20 protein-coding genes are annotated in these 14498 nt (G+C 58.6%); 15 read left to right on the forward strand and 5 right to left on the reverse strand.

Annotated elements, in window-relative coordinates:
- The first annotated feature begins 17 nt into the window (after window positions 1–17).
- The 5 genes from lptC (at window position 18) to ACR0M2_RS16745 (ending at window position 3194) form a co-directional block, all read left to right on the forward strand.
- Complete coding sequence (gene lptC, locus ACR0M2_RS16725) at window positions 18–599, forward strand: LPS export ABC transporter periplasmic protein LptC (RefSeq protein ID WP_174818944.1); 582 nt, start codon at window positions 18–20, stop codon at window positions 597–599.
- Window positions 600–602: 3 nt separating this feature from the next.
- The gene (locus ACR0M2_RS16730) at window positions 603–1094 is read left to right on the forward strand and encodes an LptA/OstA family protein (protein ID WP_413247494.1); all 492 of its coding nucleotides are present in this window, start codon (window positions 603–605) and stop codon (window positions 1092–1094) included.
- Window positions 1094–1852: an LPS export ABC transporter ATP-binding protein gene (gene lptB / locus ACR0M2_RS16735; RefSeq protein ID WP_480706131.1), complete on the forward strand. Its 759-nt coding sequence runs from the start codon at window positions 1094–1096 to the stop codon at window positions 1850–1852. The genes ACR0M2_RS16730 and lptB overlap by 1 nt, the downstream gene beginning before the upstream one ends.
- A gap of 252 nt (window positions 1853–2104) precedes the next feature.
- A complete protein-coding gene (gene hpf, locus ACR0M2_RS16740; protein WP_170351900.1) occupies window positions 2105–2668 on the forward strand; it encodes a ribosome hibernation-promoting factor, HPF/YfiA family in 564 nt (187 codons plus the stop codon).
- A gap of 61 nt (window positions 2669–2729) precedes the next feature.
- Window positions 2730–3194 (forward strand): PTS sugar transporter subunit IIA, encoded by a 465-nt coding sequence (locus ACR0M2_RS16745; protein WP_170351901.1) that lies wholly within the window; start codon window positions 2730–2732, stop codon window positions 3192–3194.
- Between the two features lie 67 nt (window positions 3195–3261).
- Here the strand turns inward: ACR0M2_RS16745 and dalA are convergent, their stop codons facing one another.
- Entirely contained in the window at window positions 3262–3777 is a 516-nt protein-coding gene (dalA, locus tag ACR0M2_RS16750; protein ID WP_170361893.1) for a divisome-associated lipoprotein DalA, read from the reverse strand.
- Window positions 3778–3946: 169 nt separating this feature from the next.
- On the opposite strand from dalA, the gene ACR0M2_RS16755 reads away from it, so the two are divergent.
- A complete protein-coding gene (locus tag ACR0M2_RS16755; RefSeq protein ID WP_170351903.1) occupies window positions 3947–4546 on the forward strand; it encodes a L,D-transpeptidase in 600 nt (199 codons plus the stop codon).
- A gap of 139 nt (window positions 4547–4685) precedes the next feature.
- On the forward strand, window positions 4686–4868 hold the full coding sequence (locus tag ACR0M2_RS16760; RefSeq protein WP_010442520.1) for a hypothetical protein: 183 nt from the start codon (window positions 4686–4688) through the stop codon (window positions 4866–4868).
- Between the two features lie 76 nt (window positions 4869–4944).
- Here ACR0M2_RS16760 and hemH read toward each other — a convergent pair whose 3' ends face one another.
- Window positions 4945–5994 carry a ferrochelatase gene (gene hemH, locus ACR0M2_RS16765; RefSeq protein WP_480706132.1) on the reverse strand — a complete coding sequence of 350 codons (1050 nt, stop codon included), beginning with the start codon at window positions 5992–5994 and terminating at the stop codon, window positions 4945–4947.
- A 57-nt stretch (window positions 5995–6051) separates the two neighbouring features.
- Window positions 6052–6882 (reverse strand): methyltransferase domain-containing protein, encoded by an 831-nt coding sequence (locus ACR0M2_RS16770; protein ID WP_480706133.1) that lies wholly within the window; start codon window positions 6880–6882, stop codon window positions 6052–6054.
- Here ACR0M2_RS16770 and ACR0M2_RS16775 point away from each other — a divergent pair.
- The 4 genes from ACR0M2_RS16775 to ACR0M2_RS16790 are packed head-to-tail and all read left to right on the forward strand — an operon-like array spanning window position 6863 to window position 9207.
- Complete coding sequence (locus ACR0M2_RS16775) at window positions 6863–7627, forward strand: ComF family protein (protein WP_226689707.1); 765 nt, start codon at window positions 6863–6865, stop codon at window positions 7625–7627. The genes ACR0M2_RS16770 and ACR0M2_RS16775 overlap by 20 nt on opposite strands.
- Before the next feature lie 37 nt (window positions 7628–7664).
- A complete protein-coding gene (gene grxC / locus ACR0M2_RS16780; protein ID WP_170413011.1) occupies window positions 7665–7922 on the forward strand; it encodes a glutaredoxin 3 in 258 nt (85 codons plus the stop codon).
- Window positions 7922–8752: a carbon-nitrogen hydrolase family protein gene (locus ACR0M2_RS16785; RefSeq protein WP_170413008.1), complete on the forward strand. Its 831-nt coding sequence runs from the start codon at window positions 7922–7924 to the stop codon at window positions 8750–8752. Before grxC ends, ACR0M2_RS16785 begins: the two co-directional genes overlap by 1 nt.
- Window positions 8753–8766: 14 nt before the next feature.
- Window positions 8767–9207 carry a MarR family winged helix-turn-helix transcriptional regulator gene (locus ACR0M2_RS16790; RefSeq protein WP_170351908.1) on the forward strand — a complete coding sequence of 147 codons (441 nt, stop codon included), beginning with the start codon at window positions 8767–8769 and terminating at the stop codon, window positions 9205–9207.
- A gap of 1 nt (window position 9208) precedes the next feature.
- Here ACR0M2_RS16790 and ACR0M2_RS16795 read toward each other — a convergent pair whose 3' ends face one another.
- Entirely contained in the window at window positions 9209–9514 is a 306-nt protein-coding gene (locus ACR0M2_RS16795) for a YciI family protein (RefSeq protein WP_170413005.1), read from the reverse strand.
- A 9-nt stretch (window positions 9515–9523) separates the two neighbouring features.
- The gene (ubiG, locus tag ACR0M2_RS16800) at window positions 9524–10270 is read right to left on the reverse strand and encodes a bifunctional 2-polyprenyl-6-hydroxyphenol methylase/3-demethylubiquinol 3-O-methyltransferase UbiG (protein ID WP_170351910.1); all 747 of its coding nucleotides are present in this window, start codon (window positions 10268–10270) and stop codon (window positions 9524–9526) included.
- Window positions 10271–10318: 48 nt separating this feature from the next.
- Here ubiG and pip point away from each other — a divergent pair, with 48 nt between their 5' ends.
- The 4 genes from pip to nusA all read left to right on the forward strand — a co-directional run bounded on the left by pip (window position 10319) and on the right by nusA (window position 14477).
- Complete coding sequence (pip, locus tag ACR0M2_RS16805) at window positions 10319–11296, forward strand: prolyl aminopeptidase (protein WP_480706136.1); 978 nt, start codon at window positions 10319–10321, stop codon at window positions 11294–11296.
- Entirely contained in the window at window positions 11293–12114 is an 822-nt protein-coding gene (locus tag ACR0M2_RS16810) for an ABC transporter substrate-binding protein (RefSeq protein WP_480706137.1), read from the forward strand. The genes pip and ACR0M2_RS16810 overlap by 4 nt, the downstream gene beginning before the upstream one ends.
- 159 nt (window positions 12115–12273) lie before the next feature.
- Window positions 12274–12864 (forward strand): ribosome maturation factor RimP, encoded by a 591-nt coding sequence (rimP, locus tag ACR0M2_RS16815; RefSeq protein ID WP_170361901.1) that lies wholly within the window; start codon window positions 12274–12276, stop codon window positions 12862–12864.
- Window positions 12864–14477, forward strand: coding sequence for a transcription termination factor NusA (gene nusA / locus ACR0M2_RS16820; protein WP_170351914.1), 1614 nt, complete (start codon window positions 12864–12866; stop codon window positions 14475–14477). Before rimP ends, nusA begins: the two co-directional genes overlap by 1 nt.
- Window positions 14478–14498: the final 21 nt, after the last annotated feature.

Consider the following 14498-nt stretch of genomic DNA (forward strand, 5'->3'; position numbering starts at 1 on the left):
TGGACGGACATTCACGCATGGTTCAGTTTTTTAAGGTGGTGCTGCCTTTGGTGGCCATCTTGATGCTGTCCACTGTGTTCTTGCTGTCGCGCAGCATCGAAACCAATGTGTCCGTGCCCTTTTCCCAACAGGATATCGACGAACGGTTGGCCGATCAGGTGGTGACGCAGCCAAACTACCGCGGCACCACGCGCAAGGGCGAAGAGGTCCAGATCCAAGCGACCCGCGCCACGCAGGGCACCGAAGTTTCCACCCCGACAGCGGCCGAGTTCCGGGGCCGCCTGGGCCTTTCGGGCGGCGGCGTTATCACGTTGGATTCCAACTCTGGCATGATCCGCCCCGACAAAAACACCGCAACCTTTATTGGCGATGTGGTCATCACCTCGACCGATGGCACCGAGATCACAACCGATCTGCTGAACACCGCGCTGGATGAAATTCGCGGTGACGCGCCGGGTGAGGTGCACGGCACCGGAATTCTCGGCAACATTTCAGCAGGTGGCATGACCTTTGGAACGGAAAAAAAGGACGGACCGGTCCATATTATTTTTACAGACGGCGTGAAGCTGATATACGAGCCTGAAAAAGCAGAAAGATAACCTGTGTTCGATTTTCGATTTGTTCCACTTTGCCTTGTACTGACACTTGGTGCTTTTTCTGCGGCGGCGCAGGAGACTCAGGTTGCGTTTGGCGCGGTCAAGGCTGACCCTTCGCTGCCGGTCGAGGTGACCTCGGAAACCCTCAACGTCAATCAAGAAAACGGCTCGGCCGAATTTGTAGGCAATGTGATCGTCATTCAGGGGGAAATGCGCCTGACCGCTGAACGGGTGCTGGTTCTGTATAATGAGGATCGCTCGGGTATCGAGCGGATGGAAGCGACCGAAGATGTGGTTCTGGTCAGCCCGCCCGACGCGGCCGAGGGTGACTGGGCCGAATACACCATTGATTCAGGTGTGATCGTGATGAAGGGCAATGTGCTGCTAACGCAGGGGCCCAGCACCATCAGCGGCGATCAGATGAATGCTGATCTGACCACTGGCACGGCAACGATGACAGGCAATGTCAAAACCATCCTGCAGCAGGGCAATAATTGATGGCGCGGCCTGAACTGACCGTGACCGAGGGGCAATCCGGCCTCAGAATAGAAAAGCTGCGGAAATCCTATAGCAAAAAGACCGTGATCCGCGATGTGTCGATGACGCTTGACAGGTCCGAGGTTGTGGCGCTGCTGGGTCCGAATGGGTCGGGCAAAACCACCACGTTCTACTCGGTTGCCGGGCTGGTCTTCCCCGAGGCGGGCACGGTTACGATCGACGGGCAGACCGTGACGACATTGCCGATGTACCGCCGCGCGCGTTTGGGCATCGGATATCTGCCGCAAGAGATGTCGATCTTCCGCGGCATGAGCGTCGAGGACAACATCGCCTCGGTTCTGGATATCACTGTCCGCCACGCCCATCGCCGCAAAGAGCGGCTGGAAGAGCTGCTATCGGATTTTTCGATTGAACACCTGCGCCGGGCACCCGCGCTGGCCTTGTCGGGCGGTGAACGCCGCCGGGTTGAAATTGCGCGCTGTCTGGCGGCCGACCCGAAATACCTGCTGTTGGATGAACCTTTTGCGGGTGTCGACCCGATCAGCGTGGGCGATATCCGCCACCTGGTCGCTGATCTGAAAAAACGCGGTATCGGGGTTCTGATCACCGACCACAACGTGCGGGAAACGTTGGAGATTGTGGATCGCGCCTATATCCTGCATGACGGTCAGGTGCTGATGTCTGGCACCCCGGACGAAGTGGTCGAAAATGAGAACGTCCGCCGTGTCTATCTGGGTGAAAATTTCCGTATATCATAAGCTTGCGCAGAAATGCGCCGACTGCATGGCGGAAATCACGTATATACACGTCTGTTTTGATTGACTCTCCCGCCGTCTCTTGCCTCAATTGGGTCATGGCATTTCTTCGGTTTCCGTCTGGATCACGATGCCCCTTCCTGGAAGGGCAAATGGCGCGGCTACTGCAGGATATGCCTTTTTCCCCCACCCGATAAAAACACGTGCGTCGCGTAACGTGACGTAAGAATGGGTGTGAATTGTGAAGGAGATCACATGCGTTACCAAATCAGCGGAAAACAGATCGACATCGGCGCGGCGCTGCAAACTCACGTGCAGACCGAACTGGGCGAGGTTGTGGGCAAATATGCCCAGCGTCCGACAGATGCCAACGTCGTCTTTTCCCGTTCAGCGCATGAATATGTATGCGAAACCACCGTACATCTTTCTACGGGGCTGACGGCGCAGGCCAAAGCTCATGCAACTGAAATCTATGCGGCGTTCGAAGGTTGCTGCGACAAGATGGAAACACAGCTGCGCCGATATAAGCGGCGTTTGAAGGATCACCACAAGGATCGGTCTGAGCCTGTTGAACTCTTTGGGGCGTCGTCCTATATCCTCGCCTCTGACGAATCTGACTCGGCAGCCGAACCCGAATCTCTGCAGCCGATGATCGTGGCTGAGATGGAAACCAAGATCCCATCGCTGAGTGTTGGTGAAGCCGTCATGCAGATGGAACTGGCCGGCGCCCCGGTGCTGGTGTTCCGGAATGAAAACAAGGACGGATTGAACGTCGTTTATCGTCGGGAGGACGGTAATATCGGCTGGATCGATCCGTAACAGGCAAGAATAGCAAAGGCAGGCCCCTGCAAATGCGGGGGCATCGCCATGGAGCGTAATCATGGAGCTTTCGAGCATACTGAAGCCCGAAGCAGTTCGCGTACTGTCCGCCGCTTCCAGCAAGAAGCGGTTGTTTCAGGAAATTGCGGATGTGGCTGAGGCAGCGTTGGGCCTTGATGCCCAGATTGTTGTCGAAGGGCTGCTGGAACGGGAAAGCCTGGGGCCGACTGGTGTGGGTCATGGCGTGGCTTTGCCACATGCCCGTATGGCTGAATTGGAAAACGTTTCAGGCGTGTTTGTCATGTTGGAAAAACCGATCGATTTCGGATCGGTTGACCGTCAGCCGGTCGATATCGCCTTTGCCCTGTTCGCCCCAGAAGAGGCCGGGGTGGATCATCTGAAAGCACTGGCGTTGGTGTCCCGCACCCTGCGTGACACCTCGGTCTGCGCCAAGTTGCGGGCCAACCCGGACCCGGTCAAGCTGTATGCGATTTTGACCGAAGCGCAGTCTATGCAAGCGGCCTAAGCCTTTAAGGATATGAAAAAAGCCCCCGGTTTTCCGGGGGCTTTTTCGTTTTCGGATGGGGTTGCGGTTAACCGCCAGCGCCCATTTCCAGCGTCCACCAGATTTTCCCGCCACCTTCCTGATGCCATGCAAAACCCATCTGCGTGGCCTTGGGGTCCAAAATCACCGAGCGCGGACCAGGTTCTTGCATCCAGGCGGCCAGCGTTTCGGTTTCGGTTTCATAGGTCTCGGAAATTGCTTCGCCCAGGAACGTGCCAAAATAGCCCACGCGCTGGGCGCGGTCGATTGGCGATGATCCGTCCGACCCAAAATGCCATGGGCGGTTTTGCCGTGCCATGTCCTTGGCGTGGGTGGCGGCCGCGGCATTAAGCTGCGAATTCAGCTGCACTGACTGCAAGCCCTGCGCCTGACGCAGTGCGTTGACCGAATCAAGCATGCGGAACTGCAGTTTTTCGGGATTGCCCCGGATTTTGTAGACGGTCGGCAGCGGCCGGCCATCCGATCCATATGTCGGGGTGCTGCTGGGTGTACATGCGGCCAGCGCAATAAAGCAGGCAAACAGTAGTGAAATAATACGCGTCATGATCGACCTGATGATTGTGTTAATCTACGGCATAGCGTGACAGACCGTCTTGAGCAAACGCACAATGGACCCATTCTGCGTGATTCTGCCGGTTTGATTTGCGACTGAAGCATTCTGGCAATAGAATACGACAGATTTTCAGACTGGCCTTAGCAAAGGACCGCCCCTCATGGTCAAGAAACACATTCATGTAGCTTCCCGTCGCGGATTCCTGGCCGGGGCTTCAGCCCTGCTGGCCTCACCTGCGATTGCGCAATACATTCCCGGCGACCCGCTGCGCCCCGCACCCGAGGCGGAACCCAATGTGCGGCGAAATATCTCGGGCTTTCGTGCGTTGGATTGGCAACCCTATTTCTCGAACACAAATAACGGGGCCATTCTGGTCGATACCGTCTCGCGCGCGTTACATTACTGGTCCGACGACCAGCGGGTGTATAAACTTTACCCCTCGTCCGTACCTCTGACCGAGGAGCTGACGCGCCGTGGTCGTACAAGTGTGATCCGCAAAGTCGAGGGTCCGAGCTGGTCACCCACGCCTTCGATGAAAAAGCGCAACCCCGAATGGCCGGATTATATCCCGCCGGGTCCTGATAACCCATTGGGAACGCACGCTTTGTATCTGAGTTGGAAATATTATCGCATCCACGGAACACATGATACGCGCAAAATTGGCCGCCGTTCGTCGAATGGGTGCATCGGTTTGTTCAATGAGGATATCGCGGAATTGTTTTCAATGGCGAAGGTCGGCACGCAAGTGTTGCTAATTTGACGACATTTTCGCGCACGAACCCGCTTGCGGCGCAAGTTGCAATTGCATTCCAGTCGGATAGCTGGTTAGAAAAAAACACGAGGTAAGTCTTGGGTGTGCGGTTTCACTATTCGGAACCGTGCAAATTCTGGAGGTTAATATGAAGAAACTCGTTCTCGCCGCTGCACTGACTGCTGCTGCTTCGACCGCTTATGCCGGTAACCTGGAAGAGCCGGTTGTTGAAGCACCGGTTGTTGTAGAGGAAACTCAAGGTTCGTCGCAGGGAATCATCCTGCCGCTGATCCTGCTGGTCGTAGTTGCCGCAGCTGTTGCAGCAAGCTAATTTGACGAGCGTCATCTAGAGAAAAGGCGGTGGAGCGATCCACCGCCTTTTTTCATGCCTGATTGATGGGTGCTGCTTAGTCCAGCCAACCCTTCAGATTGTCTTCGATCACCTTGCCCAATGCCGCGATGTGCGAATCATCATCGTTGAGGCAGGGGATATAGGTAAAGGTTTCACCGCCCGCCTCTTCGAAGCTTTCCTTGATTTCTTCGTTGATCTCTTCCAGCGTTTCGATGCAATCGGCGGAAAACGCCGGTGCGATCACGGCAATGTTTTTCTTGCCCTGCCGCGCCAACTCGGCCACGTGGTCGACCGTATACGGCTTCAACCATTCCTCAGGCCCGAATCGCGATTGGAAGGTTGAAACAAGCTGATCGTCCGACCAATCCAGCCGTTCCTTGAGCAAGCGCGAGGTTTTTGCGCATTGGCAGTGGTATGGATCGCCCTGCTGCAAATACCGTTCCGGCATCCCGTGATAGGAGCAAACCAATATATCCGGCTTGGTCTCCATCGCTGCATAGGCCTGTTCCACCGACCCGGCCAGAGCGTCGATATAGGCGGGTTCATCGAAATAGGCAGGTACGGTGCGGGCGGCCGGTTGCCAGGCTTCATCCATCAGCGCGCGGAAGAACTGATCATTGGCGGTGGCCGTCGTCGCGCCCGCATATTGCGGATAAAGCGGGAAGAACAGGATGCGGTCGCAGCCCGCCGCCACCATTTCGCGCACTTTCGATTTGGTCGACGGGTTGCCGTAGCGCATGCAGAAATCGACCAGCACCTGATCGCCATAACGCGCCTGCATCGCATCACGCAGCTTGGCGGTCTGGTCCTTGGTGATCGTCATCAGCGGGCTTTCGCCCTTGTGGTGGTTCCAGATCGATTTGTACGCTTCGCCCGAGCTAAACGGGCGTTTGGTCAGGATGATTCCCTGCAGGATCGGTTGCCATTTCCATTTGGGATAGTCGATAACGCGCTGATCCGACAGAAACTCGTTCAGATACCGGCGCATCGGCCAATAGCTATAGTCGTCCGGTGTGCCAAGATTGGCCAGCAGGATGCCGACACGGCCCATCTTGACCTTGGGGTGGTCCGCAGGGGCATGATCGGGGCGAGTGGCGTCAAACATTTCGAGCTTCCTGAGAGTTCTCTGTATCTGGCTGAGATAACCGGAAATCTCCGGTCGTCAATTGGACAGTTTGCCTTCTTTCGTTCCCAGCGCCTCGGCCAAGCGCGCCTGCGCTGATCCCGGACGCAATGGTTTTTGCTGGCTGTCGTCGGGTGACCAGCCGGTCAGGCAAATCAATTCATAAGTGGACGACAAACGCCCCTGCGGTGTCGGGAAGTGATCGGCGTAAATCTGCTGCGCCCGGGCAAAGACCTGCCGCTGTGTGGCCTGTTTCATGCGTCCGGACAGGCTGTTGGTCTCTCCCATCGCGCGCAGATCATGCATCAGATGGGTCAAGTCGCGGTATTCCGCCGTCAGACGAGCGGTATCGGCGACCGGCAGCGCAAGCCCCGCGCGTTGTAGTAACCCGCCCAGATCGCGTAGCTCGGCCATCGGGGCGATACGGGGGCTGAGGCCACCTGTGACCTCAATCTCGGCCTGCCCAAGGGCGGCGCGTAACTCGTGCAGGGTTTCACCGCCGAGACACACCACCAGCAGCAAGCCGTCGGGCTGCAGGGCGCGGTGACATTGGATCAGCTGCCCCACCGGATCATTGGCCCAATGCAGCGCCATGGCGTGAATCACCAGATCATGCGCTCTGGGTGCTAGGTCCAGAACCTCGTCATCCGAAACGATCTGTGCCTCCGGCAAAACGTCCTGCCAGATATGCGCAAACGGCGTCACAATCGCCGGGGCCGTAAAGGTTTTATTAACCATGGAGAGCCGATCCTGCACCTCATCCACCGCGGCGCGATGCAAAAACAGCGCCTCGTCCCGCGCGCGGGCACGGTGTCGGATCAGGGCTGGGCGGTCGAACAGAGAGGGTGCGTTGGACTCAGGCAGTTTCATAGGGCGCAACTACCGCATATGGCAGCGGATTCAAACCGCTGTCGAGTTGATCTATCCACCGCGATGTCTGGGATGTGGTGAATTGACCGAAGCGGATTTCGGCCTGTGCGGCGCTTGCTGGCGCGACACGCCTTTCATTGGCGGAGTGGTATGCGAAAGCTGCGGGGTGCCCTTGCCGGGCGAGGTGGATGGTCACCGGATCGAATGCGATGACTGCATGAAAACGGCTCGCCCCTGGCAGGATGGTCGGGCTGCGCTGATGTACGATGGCAAGGCGCGCGCCTTGATTCTGGCCTTGAAACACGGCGACAGACCTGAGCTGGCAAAGCCAGCAGCTCGGTGGATGGCGCAAGCCGGGCGGGATCTATTTCGCGACAACATGCTGATCGCGCCTGTACCCCTGCACTGGTCCCGTTTGATCAAGCGACGGTACAACCAGTCGGCATTGCTAGCCCAGCATCTGGGGCGGGAAACGGGAATTGAAGTGTGCCCGGACCTGTTGCACCGACGGGCACGAACGCCAGTTCTGGACGGGAAAACCGCTGCTCAGCGGGCGGAAACCCTGGCCGGTGCGATCTCGGCGCATCCCAGGCAGGGTTCGCGCATTAAAGGACGGGATATCTTGCTGGTCGATGATGTCATGACCTCTGGTGCGACTCTGACAGCCTGTGCGCGTGCCTGCCATGCAGCGGGTGCAAATCATATTTTCGTGTTGGTACTGGCACGCGTTGCCAAGGATGCCTAATTCGCGGAAGATCACGCGAAACCCAAAGGGACGGAATATGAAACCGGTTGAAATCTACACCTCGCCGCTGTGCGGTTTTTGCCATGCGGCCAAACGACTGCTCAAACAGAAAGGCGTCGAATTCAAAGAGATCGACGTGCTGATGCACCCCAAGCGCAAGCCAGAGATGATCAAACGCGCAGGCGGTAAACGCACCGTGCCGCAGATTTTCGTCGGGACGCAGCATGTGGGCGGCTGCGATGACCTGTACGAACTGGACCGTAAGGGCAAGCTGGACCGTCTTTTGGCGGCCTGATGAAATCCGCGCTGCTGCAAATCACTTCGTCGGATAACCCGGCCGAAAATCTGGAAATGGTGCGCGCCATGGTGGCCGAGGCCGCAGGTCAGGGCGCGCGGTTCATTCTGACGCCCGAGGTGACGAACTGTGTGTCCACCAGCACAACCCGACAGCGCGACGTTCTGCAGCATGAAGAAGACGACCAAACGCTGGCGGGCTTGCGAGATCAGGCCGCCGCGCTGGGCGTCTGGCTGCTGATCGGGTCTTTGGCCATCAAAACCCACGATGCCGATGGGCGTTTTGCCAACCGTTCCTTTTTGATCGACCCGCAAGGGCAGATCGTGGCGCGGTATGACAAGATTCACATGTTTGACGTGCAGGTCTCGGAATCTGAGACCTTCCGCGAATCCAAAAACTATCGCCCTGGCGATAAGGCGGTGCTGGCCAAAACCGATTTCGGCACGGTTGGTCTGAGCATCTGTTATGACATCCGTTTCCCACATCTCTATGCCGCTTTGGCGCAGGCGGGGGCGCAAATTCTGACCATTCCAGCGGCGTTTTCGCCGGTCACCGGCGCAGCCCATTGGGAATCACTGCTGCGCGCGCGGGCGATTGAAACCGGCTGTTGGGTGCTGGCCCCGGCACAGACCGGAGAGCATCCGAAAACCCGCGGCAGAACGCGTCAAACCTACGGTCACAGCATGGTTGTAGCCCCGTGGGGAGAGGTCGTTGTCGACGCAGGGGACGATCCAGGCATTCACTTTTTCGATTTGGATGATAGTTCTGTGTCAGAGGCGCGCCGTCGGGTGCCCTCGTTGACTCACGTGCGGCCTTTCGACGGGCCCTGATCCAGAACCGGACCATGACTGACGAACATAATGCCCTTGCGGTCACGCTGTTCAGCGAGATCCTGACCGCCGATCAACTATTGCGCAACCGGCTGAGCCGGGTGCTGCCCAAGGGCATGGAAATCTCGCATTTTTCGGTGCTGAACCATCTAGTGTTCGTGGGGGATGAGCGCAGCCCGGCGCAACTGGCCAACACGTTCCACGTCACGCGCGGAGCAATGACTAACACTTTGGCCAAGCTGGAATGGGCCGGATACATCCATATCCGCCCCGACTGGGACGACGCCCGCCGCAAGATGGTCGCGATCAGCCCCGCCGGTCGTCGTGCGCGCGATCAGGCAATTTCGTCGATTGCGCCGCTGATCAACCGCGTCGTTGGAGAGCTGGGGCTGGAGCGTGTCCGCAGCACACTGCCGGTGCTGCGGGATTTGAGAATCCGACTCGAAGACGAGTGAGTCAGGCTTTCAAAGCGGGATGCAGGTTGGACGCCCGGAACTCGGTCACGCGAAATTTGGCAACCTTTTCCTGTGCGAACGGGTCATGTTCCAGATACTTCTCAGCCTCCTCCCGGCTGTCGGCGGTCATCACGATCAGACCGCCACTGCGTGGAACCTTTGGCCCGGACATCAGGAACCGGCCATCTTTATATGACTCGTGTACAAAATCCATATGCGAGTCGATTACGGGTTCCACCTGATTCATTGGTACAATGTATTCGATGTCTACGACGAACAGGCTGCAACCTTCGGGGATTACTGACATAAAAAGTCCTTACTCTGGGCGAATGCTGGCTGTGACGTAATTGACGCTCAGATCCCGGTCCGAGATCGACCAACTCCAAAGAATCGGGTTGAATACGAACCCCTTGCGGTCCACCGGCTCCAGCCCGGCTTGGCGCAGCAGGTCGAACAGCTCATCGGGGGTGATGAACTTGTTCCACTCATGCGTACCCCGCGGCAGCCAGCGCATGACGACCTCGGCCCCGACGATCGCCATAGCATACGATTTCGGGTTGCGGTTGATGGTGGAACAAATCTCCAACCCGCCGGGTTTCAGCAATTGCCGCGTTGCGGTCAGATAGGACAGCGGATCGGCCACGTGCTCGACCACTTCCATGTTCAGCACCACATCAAATTGCTCGCCCGCCTCGGCCAACGCCTCGGCGGTGGTGTGGCGATAGTCGATGTCCAGCCCGGACTGTTCCGCGTGGATGCGCGCAACGGGCAGGTTGCCCTCGGCGGCGTCGGCGCCCACGACCTCGGCCCCAAGGCGCGCCATCGGTTCGCTCAGCAGCCCTCCGCCGCAGCCGATATCCAGCAAACGCAGGCCTTGAAACGGGTTCGGCGCGGTCAAATCCCGGTCAAATTCGCCCGCGATCTGCTGTGTGATATAATCCAGACGGCACGGATTCATCATGTGCAGCGGTTTGAATTTCCCGTGAGGATCCCACCATTCTGCGGCCATCGCTTCGAATTTTGCGATCTCGGATGGATCCACAGTGTTCGGATGCGCTTGCATTCCTGTCTCCGTATGCTCTTTTACGTTTAAGGACTATATAGGGCCATAATGGACAAGTACCCGGACCAAAAGCGCGCAGTGCAATATCTGTACCCGCCGATCGACCCGTTCGATCAGCGCATGGTGGATATGGGCGAAGGGCATCGCATTTATATGGAACAATGCGGCAATCCAACGGGGATACCGGTTGTGGTGCTGCATGGCGGGCCGGGCGGCGGCTGCAGCCCGGCGATGCGCCGTTATTTCGATCCCAGCGTCTATAGGGTGATTCTATTCGATCAGCGCGGCTGTGGCCGATCGCGGCCCCATGCGTCGGTGACCGACAATACGACATGGCATCTGGTGGCCGATATCGAACGGTTGCGCACGTTACTGGATATCGAGGATTGGGCTGTGTTTGGCGGCAGTTGGGGCGCGACTCTGGCGCTGATCTATGCACAGGCGCACCCGGATCGTGTGAACCGTCTGGTGCTGCGCGGCGTGTTTCTGGCCACGCAGGCCGAGCTTGATTGGTTCTATGGCGGCGGCGCGGGTAAGTTCTGGCCCGAGCAATGGGCGAAATTCACTGCTCTGCTGACCGAGGCTGAGCTGACCGACACGATCGCTGCTTATAACAAACGCCTGTTTTCGGGGGATCGGGCCACGGAAATCCTGTATGGGCGGGCCTGGTCCGCGTGGGAGAACGCGCTGGCTTCAATTCATGCCCAAGGCGGGACGGGGGAAAGCCCTGGCGAATACGCGCGGGCCTTTGCGCGGCTTGAGAATCACTATTTCATCAATAGCGCCTTTCTTGAGAAGGACGGTCAGATTCTGGACCAGATGGACAAGATCGCTCATATCCCCGGCCATATCGTGCAGGGTCGCTATGACATGATCTGCCCACCACAGGCCGCGTGGAATCTGGCCGAACGCTGGCCCAATGCCGAACTGAAGATGGTCCGCAACGCAGGCCACGCCCTGTCTGAACCCGGTATCAGCGCCGAGCTGGTCCGGATCATGGATCGCGTGGCCGAGGGGGTGGTATGACCCGGATTGACCGTCGTGCTCTGTTTGCCTCGGGTGCTGCCGCAGCTTTGCTGGCGGCCACGGGGGCGTCGCTGGCGGATACGCCTAAGGCCGGAGGTGCGCTGCGGCTGGCTGTGCCACGCGATGACAGCTTGGAACAGGTGGCCCGTGGGGCGGTGTTTGATACGCTGACCGAAATTGCCCCAGATGGCACCTTGCGCGGTGAGCTTGCGACGGGTTGGCACACGGACGCGGATGCGCGGGTCTGGCAGTTCGATCTGCGCGAGGATGTTACCTTTCACGATGGCGTGCCGCTGGACGTTGCGGATGTGATGGCAGTTCTGGGCAATGTTGGGCGGGTCGAGGCCGTATCGCCCAATCAGGTGCAGCTTAAACTGGCTGAGGCAAATCCGGGCCTGCCGTTCCTGCTGGCCGACAGCCGCTTTGTCATCACCCGCGACGGACAAGGCGTGACGCCTTTGCACGCGGCCAATGGTACCGGATGCTACCGCGTGGAACGCGCCGAGGATGATCGTCATTTTCTGGGCCGCAAGGTGGTCGGGCACTATAAGGACGGCAAGGCCGGGTGGGCCGAGACGTTCGAAATCATTGTCATCCCCGACGCCCGTGTCCGGGCTGAGGCGTTGCGCGACGGGTTCGTCGACGTGGCGGCGCTGCCCTCAGGCGGCGAGTTGAAAGGCCAGCGCGGGCTGCGTTTTCACCCAAGCGAATCGGATATGGCACTGGCCGTGGCCCCACATGTGGGCATGCCGCGCCAGATCGGGGCGGGCCGCGCACTGGACGATGGCCGCATCGCCGAACGGTGGTGGATGGCGTAAATCCGATCACGTCTTGCACCGGGGGTTGCAGATTCGGGAAACCCTGCGTATATGCAGTTGCAACAGCGGCGTGTCGGGCTTCGGTCCGGGGCTCCACCGGAAATTTCGACGGGCCGCGCGCCCGTTTTTTTGTGCCCGTATGACAGGGTAGAGCACCTGATGACAAACGACCTGATAGCCAAAGCGGCGATTGATCGGCGGCTGGCCGAGATCATCACCCCCGTGATCGAAGATCTGGGGTATGAGCTGGTCCGCATCCGCCTGATGAGTGGCAAGACCACCACGATGCAAATCATGGCCGACAAGCCTGATGGCGGCATCGAAGTGGATGATTGCGCCGAAATCTCGAACGCGGTTAGCGCCACGCTGGATGTCGAAGATCCGATTCTTGACGCCTATACGCTTGAGGTTTCAAGCCCTGGCATTGATCGTCCTCTGACCCGTCTAAAGGATTTTGAGATGTTCGAGGGGTATGAGGCCAAGATCGAGACCGCCGAGCTGATCGATGGCCGCCGCCGGTTCAAGGGTGAGCTGGCTGGGATCGAGGGCGACGAGGTTCTGATCAACATCCCCGAGGGGGGAGAGACGATCACCATCGGTCTGCAATTCGACTGGTTGAGCGACGCCAAGCTGGTCCTGACCGATGATCTGATCAAGGAAATGCTGCGCCAGCGCAAGGACGCCGGTGCCCTGAACGAAAACGCTTTCGACGAGATTGAGACCGAAGGGTCCGAAGAGGAGACGAACTGATGGCAATTACCTCAGCCAACCAGCTGGAGCTGCTGCAGACCGCCGAGGCCGTGGCCCGCGAAAAGATGATCGACCCCGGTCTGGTTGTCGAAGCGATGGAAGAATCGCTCGCCCGTGCCGCCAAGAGCCGTTACGGCGCCGAGATGGATATCCGTGTCAGCATCGATCGCAAGACCGGCAAAGCGACATTCACCCGCGTTCGCACCGTGGTCGAGGATGAAGAGCTTGAGAACTACCAGGCCGAGATGACCGTCGAGCAGGCCAAGCAGTACATGGAAGCGCCCGAGGTCGGCGACGTCTTCGTCGAAGAGGTTCCCCCGGTTGAAATGGGCCGGATTGCTGCTCAGTCCGCCAAGCAGGTCATCCTGCAAAAGGTTCGCGAAGCTGAGCGCGACCGTCAGTACGAAGAATTTAAGGATCGTGCGGGAACCATCATCAACGGTGCGGTTAAGCGCGAAGAGTTTGGCAATGTCATCGTCGATTTGGGCGGTGCCGAGGCCGTTCTGCGCCGCAATGACAAAATCGGTCGCGAAAGCTATCGCCCGAATGACCGCGTGCGTGCCTATATCAAGGAAGTGCGCCGCGAGGTTCGTGGCCACCAGATCTTCCTGTCGCGCACTGCGCCGGAATTCATGGCCGAGCTGTTCAAGATGGAAGTGCCGGAAATCTATGACGGCATCATCGAGGTCAAGGCCGTGGCCCGTGACCCCGGCTCCCGCGCCAAGATTGCCGTGATTTCGTACGATGGATCCATCGATCCTGTCGGTGCCTGCGTTGGTATGCGCGGCAGCCGCGTGCAGGCCGTTGTGAACGAGCTGCAAGGCGAAAAGATCGACATCATCCCCTGGAACGAAGACCAGCCGACCTTCCTGGTGAACGCGCTGCAGCCCGCCGAGGTTTCCAAGGTGGTTCTGGACGAAGAAGCCGGCAAGATCGAAGTTGTTGTGCCTGAGGAACAGCTGAGCCTCGCAATCGGTCGCCGCGGTCAGAACGTGCGTCTGGCCAGCCAGCTGACAAATCTGGATATCGACATCATGACCGAGGCCGAAGAATCGGCGCGTCGTCAGAAAGAGTTCGAAGCCCGTACCCAGCTGTTCATGGAAAGCCTGGATCTGGACGAATTCTTTGCACAGCTGCTGGTGTCCGAAGGCTTTACCAACCTCGAAGAGGTCGCCTATGTCGAGCTGGAAGAGCTGCTGGTCATTGACGGCGTCGACGAAGGCACTGCGCAGGAACTGCAAACCCGCGCACGCGAATTCCTGGAAGCCCAGGCCAAGGCAGCGCTGGACGCAGCCCGTGCCTTGGGTGCCGAGGACAGCCTTATTGAATTCGAAGGCCTGACACCCCAGATGGTGGAAGCGCTGGCAAAGGACGACGTAAAAACGCTTGAGGATTTTGCCACCTGCGCCGATTGGGAACTGGCCGGCGGCTGGACCACGGTCGATGGTGAGCGAATCAAGGATGACGGTGTGCTTGAGCCTTTCGGCGTTACGCTGGAAGAAGCACAGGATCTGGTCATGACCGCACGTATCATGCTGGGCTGGGTCGATCCCGCCGAGCTGGAACAAGCCGAAGAAGATGGCGAAGCGGTAGACGAGGAGGCCGAGGCCTGATCTCAGGCCTCGGGGTGCGCG

The organism is Ruegeria sp. BE10, from assembly GCF_056538905.1.